Origin of the sequence: Metabacillus mangrovi (genome assembly GCF_009711125.1) — a bacterium.
GTDB classification, from domain to species: Bacteria; Bacillota; Bacilli; order Bacillales; family Bacillaceae; genus Metabacillus_B; species Metabacillus_B mangrovi.
Genome location: NZ_WMIB01000018.1, coordinates 25312 through 39904 on the forward strand (window position 1 = coordinate 25312; position 14593 = coordinate 39904).

Consider the following 14593-nt stretch of genomic DNA (forward strand, 5'->3'; position numbering starts at 1 on the left):
TATGAATGAATAAGCTGATTTATCTTTATGGATTAATACCTTCAAAAGAGGCGGAGCAGTCTGAAGTCCCATCCTTCAAGGGCTTTGACCAGGTTCATGACGGCCGCACCGAACAATTTGGCCGTGTCACAGCCGTAATCAGCGAACTGAACCCTGAGGAATACTCCGAGGAACAAATTAAAGAAAAAGTAAATGAGATGGAATGGCTCCACGAAAAAGCCTTCCACCATCATGAAATGCTGATGATGCTCGAAAAAGAATATACACTGATTCCCACTAAATTTTGTACCATTTATTCTTCGCTGGACAGCTTGAAAGAGACCGTTACTCAGTATGAAAATCGGATGCTCGATCTTTTTGAATCGCTTAAAGGAAAAGAAGAATGGAACGTGAAAATTTTCAGCGATGATAAACAGCTGAGACAATCTTACGGGGAAAACAACCCTACGGTAATGGCAAAGAAAGAAGAAATAGCCCAGCTTCCTCCAGGCCGGCAATATTTTGAGAAACGGAAACTGGATCAGCTGGTGGACAGGGAAATGGAGCTAGAGAAGAACCGCTTATGTGAAAAAATCCATGAAGACCTGCTCCCTTTTTCTGCTGACAGCACGGTTAAGAAAACATGGAGCCAGGATGTCACAGGCAGGGATGAGCAAATGTGCTGGAACAGTGTTTATTTGCTGCCGCAGGAAAAGATTCCTGCATTCAAAGAAATGCTGCAAAAAACGGCAGAGGAATTTGCTGAATACGGCTGGAAGATTGAACCGACCGGTCCTTGGCCTTCCTATCATTTTGCAAGTCTGACAGCAGGTGAGGAGATAAAAAATGGATCAGCCCCGGCAAATTGAAAACAGTGATGTTTCCTTGCTTGATATTTTGGATGTGATTTTAGATAAGGGGGTCGTCCTCAGAGGCGACTTGATTATATCTATTGCAGGAATCGACCTGATTTACCTTGATCTCAGAGTGCTGATATCCGCTGTGGAAACGCTGGTAGAAGCGAGCGGGAATAACACTCTGTCATCTAAGGAAATGGATCGGGAAAGAGAGGAGCTTGTATATGTCACAGAATCAAGAAGGCGCTAAAACCGGGCTGCAAAGTGCGAACGGAAAGATTAACCTTGATCCTGATTCAGCGGAGCAAGGACTTGCACAGCTGGTTCTGACGGTAATTGAACTGCTTAGGCAGCTTGTCGAGCGCCATGCGATCCGCCGTGTGGATGGCGGAAGCCTGACAGACCAGCAGATTGAAGACTTAGGAGTGGCTCTTGCAAACCTCGAAATCAAGATGGAAGAAATGAAAGACATTTTTGATTTGAAGGATGAAGACCTTAACATTGATTTAGGACCACTCGGCAACCTTATCTAATTTTACCCTGCTGATAAAATAGGAAGCTTTAAGCCTCCTTTTTAAATCTTATATCAGAACGGAAAGGAGCGGCTCAGGATGAATGAAATTCAGCATAACAACAATTCCAGCTCCATCGTAGATGTATTGGAAAAAGTTCTCGATAAGGGAGTCGTCATTGCAGGCGATATAAAAATCGGACTGGCTGACGTTGAACTCCTGACTATTAAAATCAGACTGATTGTTGCCTCTGTTGATAAAGCGAAAGAGATTGGCATGGACTGGTGGGAAAATGACCCATATCTCAGCTCTAAAGCAGCGAATAATCAAAATGGCGCATTGGAAGAAGAGAATAAACGTTTGAACGACCGCATTAAACTGCTTGAAGAAAAGATGGAAACAAACAGATTGGTATAAATACAGAGGAACGAAAAATTAGAGGAGGAATTGTCATGATTAAACCAAATGAGCAAACAAAAAAGAATGCTGAAGGAAAAGCAGAGCAGGTTAAAGGTAATAAAGCAGGAGGAAACAAAGGCTTTATCTCAGGTTCGATTGTAGGAGCACTGGCAGGAATCGGCGCCACATTACTCCTTGCTCCTAAGTCCGGGAAAGAGATGAGATCTTCCATAGGTCAGTCTTCTTCCTCTGTCCTTGACAGCTGCAAGCAATTTGGCGGAAACACAAAAGATAAATTCTCTGCTTTAAAGGATAAAGGAACGCTTAAGACACAGGAAGCAGCAGAAAAAATTAAAAAATCCGCTCTATACATTGTAAAAAAAGACGATCAGTCCGGAGAAAATAATAAGCAGGAAGCCAGTTCCCAGCAAGAAGAACAGGCAGTGAACACTGCATCTGGAAAAGAAGAGGAAAATAAAGCGATGCTTCAGCAGGCAGCTGAAAAAGAAAACCAGGCAGATAACGGACAATCCGCTTCAAATCAAAAGGAAAAAGAAGAGGCCGCGATTGAAAAGCCGAAACCGGCACCGGCGCAAACAGCTGCCCGAACAGGTACTGCATCAGCGAAAAACGCTGCAGCTGCCAAAAAGGGGACGAATGCAAGCAATCCAGCCAAGCCGGCAAGTTCAGCATCAACAACTAAATAATGCCTGAAGAAGGAGGACTGGATATGTCCTTAAATTCAAGAGATACGATATTGGAAATGCTGGTTCAAGCAGCGAATAAGCATGACTTTTCCTTAAATCTGACAGTGAATATGAAAGGCTCTCTGGTAACAGGCACGCTGATTTCGGCCAGGGAGTATTTTGAAGAGATGAGCGAAGTGTTTGAAGGGGGAAATGATCTTTCCCGGAAAATCAGTGATAAGCTTTTAAGTGCCAGCAAACAGAATGTCGAGCAGGCGGATGAAGCTGCTTTTATCCATCTGAAGGATGCTAAGGTTTACTGCGGTGACAGTAAGCCAACCCCCTCCGGAAGTGAATTTTTGTGGAGAGGCCGGCTGGATCAGGCTGACGGTTTTTTCCTTGGGAAAATTTCGGAAGATGAGTAAGGGTACCTCGTGATTCTTACCTTTAAACAATCAATAGCTGTACAGGTAAAACCCCGGAGTGTTTGAAGCACTCCGGGGTTTTAGATGATTTTTAATGGTGCATTCTAATCTTTATGCTGCAGCGCCTCGCAGCCTTCATCCCCCGTTCTGATTTTATAGGCATTTGTAAGGGGATAGACAAAGATTTTTCCGTCACCCGGTTTTCCTGTTTTTAAAATTTTGCAAGCCAGGTCGACTACGTCCTGAACCGGAACTTTGCATACAACGATTTCAATTTTCAGACGCTCATACAAGTTGATCTCTTTTTTAACTCCGCGGTACAGCTCAGTAAAACCCTTCTGCAGCCCTGCTCCAAATACGTTGGAGACAGTAATGCCGCTTACTCCGATCTTTACAAGTTCTCTTTTAAATTCATCAAAGCGGTCCGGCCGGGAAATGATCTCTATCTTTGTCAGTACATCGCTCATTTCATCCACTCCTAAAAGTTGGTTTCTTGATATGCTTTTTCTCCATGCAGTGTTAAATCAAGCCCCATTGATTCCTCTTCCTCACTTGCACGGATATTGACGATGAAACTTACCGCTTTAATCAGAACAAAAGTGACTGCTGCAACAAAGACATAGGTGGCGCCAATTGCAATCAGCTGTTTTAATAAAAGGCCTGCATTTCCGTAGAATAACCCGTCTGCTCCAGCAGAATTGACAGAAGTGGTAGCGAACAATCCGGTGGCGATTCCGCCCCATGTGCCGCCAATTCCATGAAGTCCAAACGCATCAAGAGCGTCGTCATAGCCAAGCTTCTCTTTTAGGAAGAATACACCCCAGAAGCAAACCGCGCCTCCGATAAAGCCGATCAGGATAGAAGCAGCAGGTGTGACAAAGCCGCATGCCGGAGTGATGGCTACAAGTCCCGCTATTGCCCCGGAAATAGCACCAAGCATGGTAGGCTTTTTGTTGATCAGCCATTCTACAACAATCCAGCCGATAATCCCTGTAGCTGCAGCTGTATTTGTGTTGATGAAGGCGGTCATGGCTACTTCATTTAATGTAAGCGCACTGCCTACATTAAAGCCAAACCAGCCAAACCAGATTAAAACGCCGCCTAGAAGCGTCAAAGGAAGATTGTGCGGTGATACGGTATTTTTGCTTTTCCGGGTCCCGATGACAACTGCAAGCACCAGTCCTGCAACCCCTGAAGAGATGTGAACGACATTTCCCCCGGCAAAATCAAGAGCACCGAGTTCACGGAGCCATCCTCCTACTCCCCATACCCAGTGTGCAACCGGGGCATAGACGAGGAACGTCCATAGGACACTGAACAGGACGAATGCCGAGAAGCGCATCCGTTCAGCAAATGCTCCCGAGATGATGGCACATGTCAGAACGGCAAATGTTAATTGAAACATCATATATAAACTGTGAGGAATGGTTTCGCTGTAATCTGGGTTCGGCTCAAACGTTACTCCTTGAAGACCGATCCAGTCCAATCCTCCGATAAAAGGATTTCCTGTTGTGGAAAAGGCGAGTGAATATCCTGCAATAACCCATAGTACTGAAATAATGGCAATCGAACTTAAGCTGTACATAGCTGTGCTTAATACATTTTTGCTGCGGACCATTCCGCCGTAGAACAGCGCAATTCCGGGTGTCATAAGCCATACGAGCAGAGTAGCTGTAAACATTAAAACCGAGTCGCCCATTTGCATTCTTCAGTCCCCCTAAAATTTGATGTTAGTTTTTATAACATCTGTTGTTATATTTAGTATCATATGTGAAAAGGACCAGAATATCAATAAATAATTATAAATAAATTCAGTTTTTTTATTGATAACGTTTACAGTTTGTTAGATAATCTAACACAAAAAAACTGCTCTTCTATTAGAAGAGCAGTTTGAAAGGGTTATAAATAAAATTTTATTAGCGGACACCATGCATTAGGACTTTGATTTTCTTTGAAACAGCCAATAGAACAAATCCAAGAACTAACGCAATGGAGCCGATAATTCCGAAGTAAACCGTTTCGGAAACCGTTTCGAAGTACTGGACCACCTGTGCATTAATTGCCTGTCCAGCTGCACTGGTTAAGAACCAGAGGCTCATCGTCTGGGACGAGAATGCCTGTGGAGCAAGCTTCGTCGTCGCAGATAATCCTACAGGGGAGAGACACAGTTCACCGATTACAACAAGCAGGAAGCTGAGTACGAGCCAAATCGGATGGACGAGACCTTCTCCTTCTGAAAGGATGTTTGGAACAATAAGAATAAGGAATGATAAACCAGCGAATATCAGGCCGATTGAAAATTTCACATGCGTTGATGGCTGACGTTCACCAAGTTTAATCCACAGCCATGCAAATACAGGTGCGAGCATGATGATAAACAATGGATTCAAGGATTGGAACCAGGCAGGCTCAATTGTGATCCAGCCCATGTCAAGAATGGTTCGCTGATCCGCATATGCAGCAAGAATGGTTGCCCCTTGTTCCTGAATAGCCCAGAATACGGTTCCGGCAATAAATAAAGGAATGTAAGCAAGTAATCTAGAGCGTTCGACTGCTGTCGTTTTCTTGCTGTTATACATGACAATGAAATAAGCGGTTGGAATCAATATACCTAATATACTGACAATATTAATGAAACTTGAAATAGTCAGTGCGCCTTGTTGTGCAGCGATAAATCCTGCGATGATAAGAATAATTGCAGCAATTCCGATAATCGTAAAGGACTTCTTTTTCTCAGCTGGAGAAAGGGGATTAGGTACCTCGGAACCTGCTAGTCCAAGGTTCTTTTTCTTCGTTAATACATACACGATAAGTCCCAGAAGCATACCGATTGCAGCGAGACCGAATCCGAGATGGAAGTTGTATTTCATACCAACTGTTCCAACGATCAGCGGGGCAAGGAAACCTCCCAGGTTAATACCCATGTAGAAGATGCTGAATCCGGAATCTCTTCGCTCATCTTTCTCTGTATACAGATCCCCTACAATATTGGAGATGTTAGGTTTCAATAAACCTGTACCAATGACAATCAATACCATTGAAATAAGGAATGCGGTGAATGATCCAGGGAATGCCAGGACGATATGCCCGAGCATAATGAATACACCACCGTAGAAGACGGTACGGGTTGAACCGAGCAGTCTGTCTGCGATCCAGCCACCGATGATTCCTGACATGTACACCAGGGATCCATAAATGGAAGTGATGGCAAGAGCTGTGCCCTGGTCGATGCCCAGTCCTCCTTTAGAAACGCTGTAATACATGTAGTAAACAAGTATAGCTTTCATTCCATAATAAGAGAACCGTTCCCAGAATTCTGTGAAAAACAATGTAAATAAGCCTTTTGGATGGCCGAAAAATCCCTTTTGCGGGACGCTATTCGCCACCTGATCATGATTCAAAGGTTTCATTGATAGTACCCTCCCTCTATAAGATACTATATTACTATTAAATTTATTTTGTTGTCAAAATATTTCGAGTTGAAAAATTAGGTAAAAAGCAGGAATTTGCAAAGGATTTAATAAAAAAAACCCTTTTAAAAAGGGTTCTTACAGTAATTTTTTCTTTAACTCAGTATAACGATTTACCAGGCGGCTATTGACCGGCTTCAGAACAGGATCATTGGCTGGTAACCGGCTTTTAAGTCTGTCGAGCACTTCAAATTCCTTTTTGGCATCGGCTGTCTTCTTATTTTGGAGCAGCGAGTGGACTTTGTTCATCTGACGGTGCATAGATACCTGGTACTTCGTCCGGTCCAGAGAAATCTTAGCGGGCTTTATTGAAGATTCCAGCAGGTTTTTGCGGCTTTCCTGATGGGAGACTTCATTGATCTCCCGCTCCGCTCTCGAGATGTAAGAGAGGAATGGATTGTAAGCGCGGTCCAGAGAATAGATGCTTGTGGATGCGATGACTTTGCTGTAATCGGCTGTCCGGGTCTTAGCCAGCATTCCGTAAAGTTCTGCCTCCTGCTTTTCCAGAGCCCCTTTTATGCCTGAAGGAATCGCAGCATAGCCGCGTTCTTTCTTTATCCTTACGGCCTGTGTCTGGAGACGGTCAAGCTGGCTGAGTTCTGTGTCGGCCTGTGTCAGCTTTCTGGCTTGAATGGTTGTTTTAATCCTCGGCATCAGTCTGTATTGAGATACTTCATACATACTTCTTTCAAGAGACTTTTTAGCAGGCAGCACATATTGTTTTCCTAATCCGTCCCGGACCGATTTGACTGAAACTTTTCCGATGGATGCTTCTGCTGTTTTGATCTGCTTTGTGAAGCCGTCATAAAGGCTGTTTACCTTTGAAATGCTTCCTGAGTTAATGGCTTTTTGATATTCAGCCGTTTTTCCTGCCAGCAGTTTTCCTTGCTGAACAGCGGCTGTTTGCTTGATAGAATCTTCATTAAGTTTGTATCCCTTTTTCCTGGCAATGGTTTCAAATGAATCTTTGGACTTCAGGATAACAACTTTTGTCATTTTATTTACACGCGGATAAAGCCATCTGACTTCGTTATTATACATGCGGACGCAGCCGCTGCTGACATATTTGCCGATTGAACGCTCATCATTGTTCCCGTGGATCGCGTATGTAGTGCCATAGGTGCCGCGGGCATTTAAACCAAGCCATCTGTCGCCCAGCGGATTCCTTGGACTTCCTCCAGGTATATTCTGCTTGTAATAAGGCCGGTTTACGATTTTTGAAACAATCGGAAAAGTCCCTTCCGGTGTATAGCTGTCTTTCCTGCCGGTCGCTACACTGAATACTCTTACCAGCTTTCCATTTTCAAAAAAAGCGAGTTTGTTGATCGATTTGTTAATGATCAGCAGCTGATTTGAACCTGCTGATGCCGGGGGTGAAAATCCGCAGACCAATATACAGAAGAGAAGTAAGCAGCAAGCTAATTTTTTCATCATTTCCTCCTGTTATTTCTAGTAATAAATGAATTTACCAACTTATTATAATGTAAAGAAATCCAAAAATGTGTAGAATTTTGTAATATTAATGAAATATTTTTGTAATAAAAAGGAGTCTGTACGTAGTTATTGAACTAAATAGATAACAATAATAGTTGGGAGGGATGCTGCATGATTCATCAGCGTATTTCTTTACTCACGGTCGGTGCTGTCAATGTAAAGGATTTAAGGAGTTTTTATCAAAAGCTTGGGTGGGAAGAGACGGAATCCAGCTCAGATGAATACGCGGTGTTCAAGACTGCGGGGGTGCTGTTGTCCATTTATCCGCAAGAAGAGCTGGAAAGAGATTCGGGACTTCAGTTTAGTGCCGGAGGATACAAAGCGATCTCATTTTCCATAAACGTAAATGAACCGCAGGAAGTCGATCAGGCTATGGAAGGAATCAGGGAAGCGGGAGCAGAAATCATCAAAGAACCGCATGAAGCGTTTTGGGGAGGAAGGATTGCCTATTTTGCCGATCCGGAAAAAAACCTGTGGGAAATTGCCTGGAATCCTTCTTCCGTATTTGATGAAAGGGGAGCCATGCTGGATTTCTAAAAGCATATACAATGGAAGAAAAAGAAGATTGATAATAGGAGAGCCCGAGAAATTATGAAGTTCCGGCTAAAAAATATTAGCACTTACACATAAAAAAGGCACCTGTAAACAGGTGCCTTTGCGTATTGCGGCGAAGGACCGGACCCCACATAGTCCGTACCATAAAGGTGTGTCCTTCGACTTATGCAACTCAGCTCATCGCTCTCGTACTATAACACACCATCAGGAAATGATGCAAGAAAAATTTCAAAGTCAGAATGTGTTTTCTTAATAGGCATGCCAAATGTTTTAGTATATAATTTCAAATAGATTACAAAAGGAGAGAGATCATGAAAATCGGAATTAGGAATAAAATCCTATTCGGCTACGCTGTCATTATTGTTTGTCTCGTTGCATCCATTCTGCTGATCAGCAGCCAGATATCGCAGATGCAGAAGCAAAGAAATTATATTATAAATCATGATTTACAGGTGTTTAATCTGACCGGACAGGTCGAGAATGCATTGCTTGAAATGCAGACAAGCCAGCGCGGATTTGCGCTGACCGGCAATGCCGATTACTCGGCGGCCTATAAGCTTTCCAAGAGCAAGCTCGAGGATGACTATTCGGAGCTCAATGAATTGATCAGCGATAACCGCTCCCAGCAGGACAGGCTCCAGGAGATTAAAGTTTCAATTGATAATTGGACGGACAATACGAGTGAACCGCTGCTCCGGCTGAAGGAAAATGGCCGGGACGGGGATATTGAAGCATTTTATGCCCGGAATCCGGATACTGCTGACATCCAATCAGTACGCGACAAATTTAATGCCTTCCGGAATACAGAGCTTTCCCTCACTAAGCAGCGTGCACAAAGCCTGGATTCACAAAATCAAAATCTCCGCTTTACAATGTACGGCCTTATGCTGCTGACTATTGTACTGGCAGGAGCGATCGGACTTGCCATATCAAAATCGATTGTTTCGACTGTTCAGGAAGTCATCCGGAACATCCGGGCGATGACAAGTGGAGGAACTCTTTCTAGAAGGCTGAACGTCAGAACCAACGATGAAATTAAAGAACTGGCAATGGCTACCAACAGCCTCCTTGATGTAATGGAAGACAGGAGCTGGGTGCAGACAGGAATTAATGAAGTAAACACGCAAAACCAGGGGCTATCTTCAATGGAGCCACTCGGTGACACATTCCTGAAAAACCTCGCTTCTCTGACCGGTTCAGCCATGGGTGTCTTCTATGTAAAAGATGGAGACCGGTTTGTGAAGAGAGCCGGATTTGCTGCAGGGAAAGATGCTGCCGAATCCTTTTTACCCGGAGAGGGAATTGCAGGGCAGGCAGCAGCGGATCAGAAGATTGTCTGCATCAATTCAGGAACAGATCTCCAGCTCATCACAAGCAGCCTTGGAAATATAAATCCAAAGGGCCTTCTCGCAGCACCCATCATTTATAAAAAGAACACGATAGCGCTTATTGAACTTTTCAGCATTCATGAATACGAGCCGAAGCACATTGAATTGCTGGAGGCCCTTTCCGAATCCATGGGATTGACGATAAACAGTGTTCTCGGACAGATGGAAATCAAGCGTCTTCTGGCAGAATCCCAGGCAATGACCGAGGAGCTTCAAACTCAGTCAGAAGAGCTGCAGACACAGTCAGAAGAGCTGCAGATGCAGTCAGAAGAGCTTCAAATGATCAATGAGCAGCTTGAATCAAGAAGCGAAGATGCGGAAGATAAATCAAAAGAGCTTGAACAGGCGAAAGAAGAGCTTGAAGCGCAGGCAAAGCAGCTGATCGCAAGCTCTAAATACAAATCGGAGTTCTTGGCGAACATGTCGCATGAACTGCGGACACCGCTCAACAGCATTCTGATTCTGTCTGAAATGCTTGCAGAAAACACCGGCAGAAAACTGGCTTCAGAGGAAAAAGAGTTCGCTGAAATTATTCACTCTTCAGGACAGGACCTTCTTAATCTGATCGATGAAATTCTCGACCTCTCCAAAGTTGAATCAGGAAAGCTTGAGGTTCATTTCAGTGAGGTGAACACAGATGGAATACCTGAATACATCGAGCGCAATTTTTCACATGTAGCCTCTCAAAAGGGACTCTACTTAAAAATGGAGAAAAGCCCGCATGTGCCGGACCTTGTATATACGGATGAGAAACGTCTGAACCAGATCATTAAAAACCTGCTTTCCAACGCCATTAAATTTACATCTGAGGGCGGCATCACGGTGAAACTGGACCGGAGTCCTGAGGACATGGTGACACTGACGGTCATTGATACCGGAATTGGAATACCGAAGGATAAGCACGAACTGATTTTCGAAGCCTTCCAGCAGGGTGACGGGGCAACGGTAAGGAAGTATGGCGGTACAGGCCTGGGACTGTCCATCTGCAGAGAACTTGCCAAGCTGCTCGGCGGCGGAATCGCTCTGGAAAGTCAAGAAGGAAAAGGCAGCACCTTTACACTGACCTTCCCGGTGAATCCGGATTTATCAGAACTTCCTGAGGAGCAGAGGGTGCAGTATGAAGCGGCGGCCGCTGCAGAAGTTACAGCTGTAAAGGAAGAGCTTGCAGCGAACATGGCAGAAGGAGAAATGCAGAGCTTCAAAGGAAAGAATGTATTGATTGTGGATGATGATCACCGGAATATATTCGTCCTTGAGACAGCATTGAAAAATGAAGGCATGAATGTTACTTCTGCAGAAAACGGAAGGCAGTGCCTGGATATTTTGGCAAAAGCGCAACAGACCCCGGATATCATTTTAATGGATATTATGATGCCGATCATGGATGGGTATGAAACGATGAAAGCCATTCGCCAGGAGCGTCTGATGACAGATGTGCCGATCATTGCCCTTACAGCCAAAGCGATGAAAAACGACCGGGAAAAATGCATTGAAGCGGGGGCTTCGGACTATATAAGCAAACCGCTTAAGATTGAACAGCTTCTGTCAGCCATGAGGGTCTGGCTGACAGCTTAAAAGAGGTTGAAAGAGATGACTGAAAAAACGTACAGCCCGCAGGAGGAACCTTCGTTCAGTGCGCGGGAAGAAATGGAAATCGATCTTTTGCTTGAGGGTGTATACCGCTTATCCGGCTATGACTTTCGAAGCTATATGCGGTCTTCCATCGGCAGAAGAATTCAGAACCGGTTAAGGCTCGAGCAGATCCCGACGATTTCGGGGCTTCTTGAGAAGGCGATTCATGAGCCTGAGATGCTTACAAAATTGTTGAATGATTTTTCAATAAATGTTACAGAAATGTTCAGAAATCCGAGTTTCTTTAAGGCGTTCAGAGAAAAAGCAGTCCCTCATCTTAAAAATTTTCCGGTTATCCGTATTTGGCATGCAGGGTGCTCGACTGGGGAAGAGGTCTTTTCGATGGCCATCCTGCTGGAAGAGGAGGGTCTGTCAGACCGTACCCAGATATTTGCTACGGATATGAACGAACGGGTGCTGAATCTAGCCAAACAGGGAAAGTTTGCATTGAATAAAATGCAAAATTACACGAAGAATTATATGCTTTCTGGAGGAAGCCGCTCTTTTTCTGAGTTTTATTCAGCGGATGAACAGTACGCCTATATCCATCCTGAATTGATGAAGAATATAAGCTTTGCCCAGCATAACCTCGTGACGGATCAGTCCTTTAATGAATTTCATGTCATCGTCTGCCGAAATGTGCTGATCTATTTTACGGGGGCACTGCAGAACCAGGTGCACCAGCTGTTTTATGACAGCTTAAGCGACGGAGGCTTCCTTGGACTCGGGGACAAAGAATCACTGAAGTTTACGGAAGTCGCCTATCAGTATCAGGAATTTGATACAGCTGAGAAGATTTATAGGAAATTGAAAAAAGCCTGACCGGATAACGGTTCAGGCTTTTTCTCTTCCCTGGATCATCAAAATGCACATATCATCCTTTTGCGGTTCGCTTCCTTCCTGGAAACCGAGAAGATGGATGGGAGAGACTGCTCTGCCGGACCATTCCTGTCCGGCAATATAGCGCAGCTTCTCAAGCATAACTTGTTCATCTGCACCGAAGTTTTCATAGACTCCGTCTGTAAACAGGAGAAGCTGTACCCTTTCACTGTATGAAAGGGTCGTGCTTGTAATCTGGATTTCTTCAAAAAAACCGACCGCACAGCAGCCGCGGTCAAGGGCAGCAAGCTCTTTTCCGTCAAGCAGTGCATATCCCGGAGGATGGCCTGCATTGACGTATTCCACCGTTTTAGCTTCTGTATCAATGACGAGATAAATCGCTGTAAAATAGTAATTGTGTTCCTTCGTCTGATTCGACAGCAAAGCCATATACCGGTTTAATTCTTTTATCACAAGCACCGGGTCTGTTAGCTGCTTGATGGAATCCCTTAGTACGGAGGAGATGTACATGCAAATCATTGAAGAAGAGATGCCATGGCCCATCATATCCAGAAGGATGACCCCGTATTTATGATCACTGAATCGGTGCCAGTAATACATGTCCCCTGCGAGCTTGTTGGATGGCAGGTGGGAGATGTGGATGCAAATATTGTCCTCATCAAGCGGCGGGTTCATCAGGCTTTTCTGAATCTGCATCGCAAGATCCAATTCATGGGAAAGCTTTTGCTCCTGCTCTGCATGCCAGTCCTTTTCCTGCTTCAATCTGAGCGCAACCCTGATGCGGGCCAGCAGTTCCACCTTGTTAATCGGTTTTGTAATATAATCAAGCCCTCCCACATCAAGGGCTTCGGCAAGCTTGTTAGAGTCCTCCAGAGCAGTAACGAAGATAATCGGAATCTCCCTCAGGTGTTCAAATTGCTGCAGTCTCCGGCACGTCTCAATTCCGTCGATATCCGGCATCATAATATCGAGCAGGATAAGGTCCGCAGAAGGAGCATTGCTCCCGATCGTTTCAATCTGCAGATAATCAAACAATGCCTGTGCAGAGGATAAAGAAACAGTATCCTCGTAACCTGCATTTTTAAGGATTTTTTCAACAACGAACAAATTAACCGGGTGATCATCTACTATTAGTATTTTCATTTTAGGCTCCATCATTTAGTTTAGTACTATTATTATACTAAAAGATGAATGAAAGAGGGGATTTTCCTGTCCCGGAAAATTTCAGCAGGAGAGCATAGTTTTCTTGAATTCAGGGAAAGAAATAGTAGCAAAGAACGGAGGGATCAATATGGGGAAAGCAGAACTAGTGTATGATGCTAAGGCTATTTTAGCTGAAGGCCCGGTGTGGGATGACCGTGAAAACCTATTGTATTGGATCGATATCCATGGAAAAGTGATACATATTTACAATCCCGAAACAACTGAAGATACCGTGATCGAGACAGCTTCAAAAGTGGGGACCATCACCCTGACCGAAGATGGCAGGCTGGCAGCTGCCATGGAGGACGGCTTCTATCTCATCGACACAGCAAGCGGTGAGCGCAGTTTCATTGCTGATCCTGAAAAGGATGTTCCGGATAACCGCTTCAATGACGGGAAGGCCGATCCGGCAGGAAGATTTATCGCCGGAACCATGCATGCTGAAGGGCAGGGCGAAACAGGAGCCCTTTACAGTCTTGATGGGGATGGCCAATTTGAACAGCTGATCAGCGGGGTCGGCATATCCAATGGACTCGCGTGGAACGAAGCGGGGACCATCTTTTATTACATTGACACACCCACCCAACAGGTAGCCGCCTATGACTACGATTTGGAGTCCGGCAGTATTTCAGGCAGAAAAACGGTCATTGAAGTGCCGGAGGAAGACGGGCACCCGGACGGCATGACGATTGATGCAGAGGGAATGCTGTGGATCGCTCATTATAACGGCAGCCGGGTATCAAGATGGAACCCGGAAACCGGGGAAAAGCTCGAAGAAATTGAGCTGCCGGTATCGCAGGTAACGTGCTGTACATTTGGAGGCCCGGATCTGGATGAGCTTTACATCACAACAGGACGGGAAAATCTCGAAGGCGGGCAGTTGGCAGAGCAGCCCCTGGCCGGAGCGATATTCAAAGTGAAAACCAACACAAAAGGCAGAAAGACTTTCCGCTATAAATACAGCAGAGAAAACCGGTGAAAGCCGGTTTTTTTATATAGAAGGCTTTGTTAAAGGATAGTGTTGATTTTTCACACCTGTTGATTGGAGCGTAAGGCGTGAGACTCCTGCGGGAACAGCGGGACAGGTGAGACCCCGCAGTCGCGCAGCGGCGAGGAGGCTCACCGCCCGCCCCGCGGAAAGCGAACGACTGCA

15 protein-coding genes are annotated in these 14593 nt (G+C 44.9%); 10 read left to right on the forward strand and 5 right to left on the reverse strand.

Translation table 11 applies throughout. The annotated features are described in order from the left end of the window. The first annotated feature begins 5 nt into the window (after positions 1 to 5). The 6 genes from GKZ89_RS15320 (at position 6) to gvpU (ending at position 2858) form a co-directional block, all read left to right on the forward strand. The gene (locus tag GKZ89_RS15320; protein ID WP_155113284.1) at positions 6 to 848 is read left to right on the forward strand and encodes a GvpL/GvpF family gas vesicle protein; all 843 of its coding nucleotides are present in this window, start codon (positions 6 to 8) and stop codon (positions 846 to 848) included. Further along, on the forward strand, positions 826 to 1086 hold the full coding sequence (locus tag GKZ89_RS15325) for a gas vesicle protein (protein ID WP_155113285.1): 261 nt from the start codon (positions 826 to 828) through the stop codon (positions 1084 to 1086). The genes GKZ89_RS15320 and GKZ89_RS15325 overlap by 23 nt, the downstream gene beginning before the upstream one ends. Next, the gene (locus GKZ89_RS15330) at positions 1061 to 1369 is read left to right on the forward strand and encodes a gas vesicle protein K (RefSeq protein WP_155113286.1); all 309 of its coding nucleotides are present in this window, start codon (positions 1061 to 1063) and stop codon (positions 1367 to 1369) included. The genes GKZ89_RS15325 and GKZ89_RS15330 overlap by 26 nt, the downstream gene beginning before the upstream one ends. Positions 1370 to 1447: 78 nt before the next feature. After that, positions 1448 to 1765, forward strand: coding sequence for a gas vesicle protein (locus tag GKZ89_RS15335; RefSeq protein ID WP_155113287.1), 318 nt, complete (start codon positions 1448 to 1450; stop codon positions 1763 to 1765). A 35-nt stretch (positions 1766 to 1800) separates the two neighbouring features. Then, complete coding sequence (locus GKZ89_RS15340; protein WP_155113288.1) at positions 1801 to 2454, forward strand: YtxH domain-containing protein; 654 nt, start codon at positions 1801 to 1803, stop codon at positions 2452 to 2454. A gap of 23 nt (positions 2455 to 2477) precedes the next feature. Beyond that, the gene (gene gvpU, locus GKZ89_RS15345) at positions 2478 to 2858 is read left to right on the forward strand and encodes a gas vesicle accessory protein GvpU (RefSeq protein WP_155113289.1); all 381 of its coding nucleotides are present in this window, start codon (positions 2478 to 2480) and stop codon (positions 2856 to 2858) included. 104 nt (positions 2859 to 2962) lie between these two features. Here gvpU and GKZ89_RS15350 read toward each other — a convergent pair whose 3' ends face one another. The 4 genes from GKZ89_RS15350 to GKZ89_RS21515 all read right to left on the reverse strand — a co-directional run bounded on the left by GKZ89_RS15350 (position 2963) and on the right by GKZ89_RS21515 (position 7759). Further along, positions 2963 to 3325, reverse strand: a complete 363-nt coding sequence (locus tag GKZ89_RS15350; protein WP_155113290.1) for a P-II family nitrogen regulator — start codon at positions 3323 to 3325, stop codon at positions 2963 to 2965. Positions 3326 to 3336: 11 nt separating this feature from the next. Beyond that, positions 3337 to 4563, reverse strand: a complete 1227-nt coding sequence (locus tag GKZ89_RS15355; protein WP_155113291.1) for an ammonium transporter — start codon at positions 4561 to 4563, stop codon at positions 3337 to 3339. Positions 4564 to 4774: 211 nt separating this feature from the next. Next, positions 4775 to 6268 carry a peptide MFS transporter gene (locus GKZ89_RS15360; RefSeq protein WP_155113292.1) on the reverse strand — a complete coding sequence of 498 codons (1494 nt, stop codon included), beginning with the start codon at positions 6266 to 6268 and terminating at the stop codon, positions 4775 to 4777. A gap of 138 nt (positions 6269 to 6406) precedes the next feature. Next, positions 6407 to 7759: a L,D-transpeptidase family protein gene (locus tag GKZ89_RS21515; protein ID WP_155113293.1), complete on the reverse strand. Its 1353-nt coding sequence runs from the start codon at positions 7757 to 7759 to the stop codon at positions 6407 to 6409. 174 nt (positions 7760 to 7933) lie between these two features. Between GKZ89_RS21515 and GKZ89_RS15370 the strand changes: the two genes are divergently transcribed. From GKZ89_RS15370 to GKZ89_RS15380, 3 genes are all read left to right on the forward strand, one after another. Further along, positions 7934 to 8359: a VOC family protein gene (locus GKZ89_RS15370; protein WP_155113294.1), complete on the forward strand. Its 426-nt coding sequence runs from the start codon at positions 7934 to 7936 to the stop codon at positions 8357 to 8359. 329 nt (positions 8360 to 8688) lie between these two features. After that, on the forward strand, positions 8689 to 11340 hold the full coding sequence (locus tag GKZ89_RS15375) for an ATP-binding protein (RefSeq protein WP_155113295.1): 2652 nt from the start codon (positions 8689 to 8691) through the stop codon (positions 11338 to 11340). A 15-nt stretch (positions 11341 to 11355) separates the two neighbouring features. Then, entirely contained in the window at positions 11356 to 12219 is an 864-nt protein-coding gene (locus GKZ89_RS15380) for a CheR family methyltransferase (protein ID WP_155113296.1), read from the forward strand. A 12-nt stretch (positions 12220 to 12231) separates the two neighbouring features. Here the strand turns inward: GKZ89_RS15380 and GKZ89_RS15385 are convergent, their stop codons facing one another. Further along, a complete protein-coding gene (locus GKZ89_RS15385) occupies positions 12232 to 13380 on the reverse strand; it encodes a PP2C family protein-serine/threonine phosphatase (protein WP_155113297.1) in 1149 nt (382 codons plus the stop codon). A 103-nt stretch (positions 13381 to 13483) separates the two neighbouring features. On the opposite strand from GKZ89_RS15385, the gene GKZ89_RS15390 reads away from it, so the two are divergent. After that, positions 13484 to 14419 (forward strand): SMP-30/gluconolactonase/LRE family protein, encoded by a 936-nt coding sequence (locus GKZ89_RS15390; RefSeq protein WP_241680283.1) that lies wholly within the window; start codon positions 13484 to 13486, stop codon positions 14417 to 14419. Positions 14420 to 14593: the final 174 nt, after the last annotated feature.

Coding starts and splice junctions, on each gene's coding strand:
- GKZ89_RS15370 (WP_155113294.1), top strand. CDS start 7,934: ATGATTCATCAGCGTATTTCTTTACTCACGGTCGGTGCTGTCAATGTA.
- GKZ89_RS15325 (WP_155113285.1), top strand. CDS start 826: ATGGATCAGCCCCGGCAAATTGAAAACAGTGATGTTTCCTTGCTTGAT.
- gvpU (WP_155113289.1), top strand. CDS start 2,478: ATGTCCTTAAATTCAAGAGATACGATATTGGAAATGCTGGTTCAAGCA.
- GKZ89_RS15360 (WP_155113292.1), bottom strand. CDS start 6,268: ATGAAACCTTTGAATCATGATCAGGTGGCGAATAGCGTCCCGCAAAAG.
- GKZ89_RS15385 (WP_155113297.1), bottom strand. CDS start 13,380: ATGAAAATACTAATAGTAGATGATCACCCGGTTAATTTGTTCGTTGTT.
- GKZ89_RS15340 (WP_155113288.1), top strand. CDS start 1,801: ATGATTAAACCAAATGAGCAAACAAAAAAGAATGCTGAAGGAAAAGCA.
- GKZ89_RS21515 (WP_155113293.1), bottom strand. CDS start 7,759: ATGAAAAAATTAGCTTGCTGCTTACTTCTCTTCTGTATATTGGTCTGC.
- GKZ89_RS15355 (WP_155113291.1), bottom strand. CDS start 4,563: ATGCAAATGGGCGACTCGGTTTTAATGTTTACAGCTACTCTGCTCGTA.
- GKZ89_RS15380 (WP_155113296.1), top strand. CDS start 11,356: ATGACTGAAAAAACGTACAGCCCGCAGGAGGAACCTTCGTTCAGTGCG.
- GKZ89_RS15350 (WP_155113290.1), bottom strand. CDS start 3,325: ATGAGCGATGTACTGACAAAGATAGAGATCATTTCCCGGCCGGACCGC.
- GKZ89_RS15335 (WP_155113287.1), top strand. CDS start 1,448: ATGAATGAAATTCAGCATAACAACAATTCCAGCTCCATCGTAGATGTA.
- GKZ89_RS15375 (WP_155113295.1), top strand. CDS start 8,689: ATGAAAATCGGAATTAGGAATAAAATCCTATTCGGCTACGCTGTCATT.
- GKZ89_RS15320 (WP_155113284.1), top strand. CDS start 6: ATGAATAAGCTGATTTATCTTTATGGATTAATACCTTCAAAAGAGGCG.
- GKZ89_RS15330 (WP_155113286.1), top strand. CDS start 1,061: ATGTCACAGAATCAAGAAGGCGCTAAAACCGGGCTGCAAAGTGCGAAC.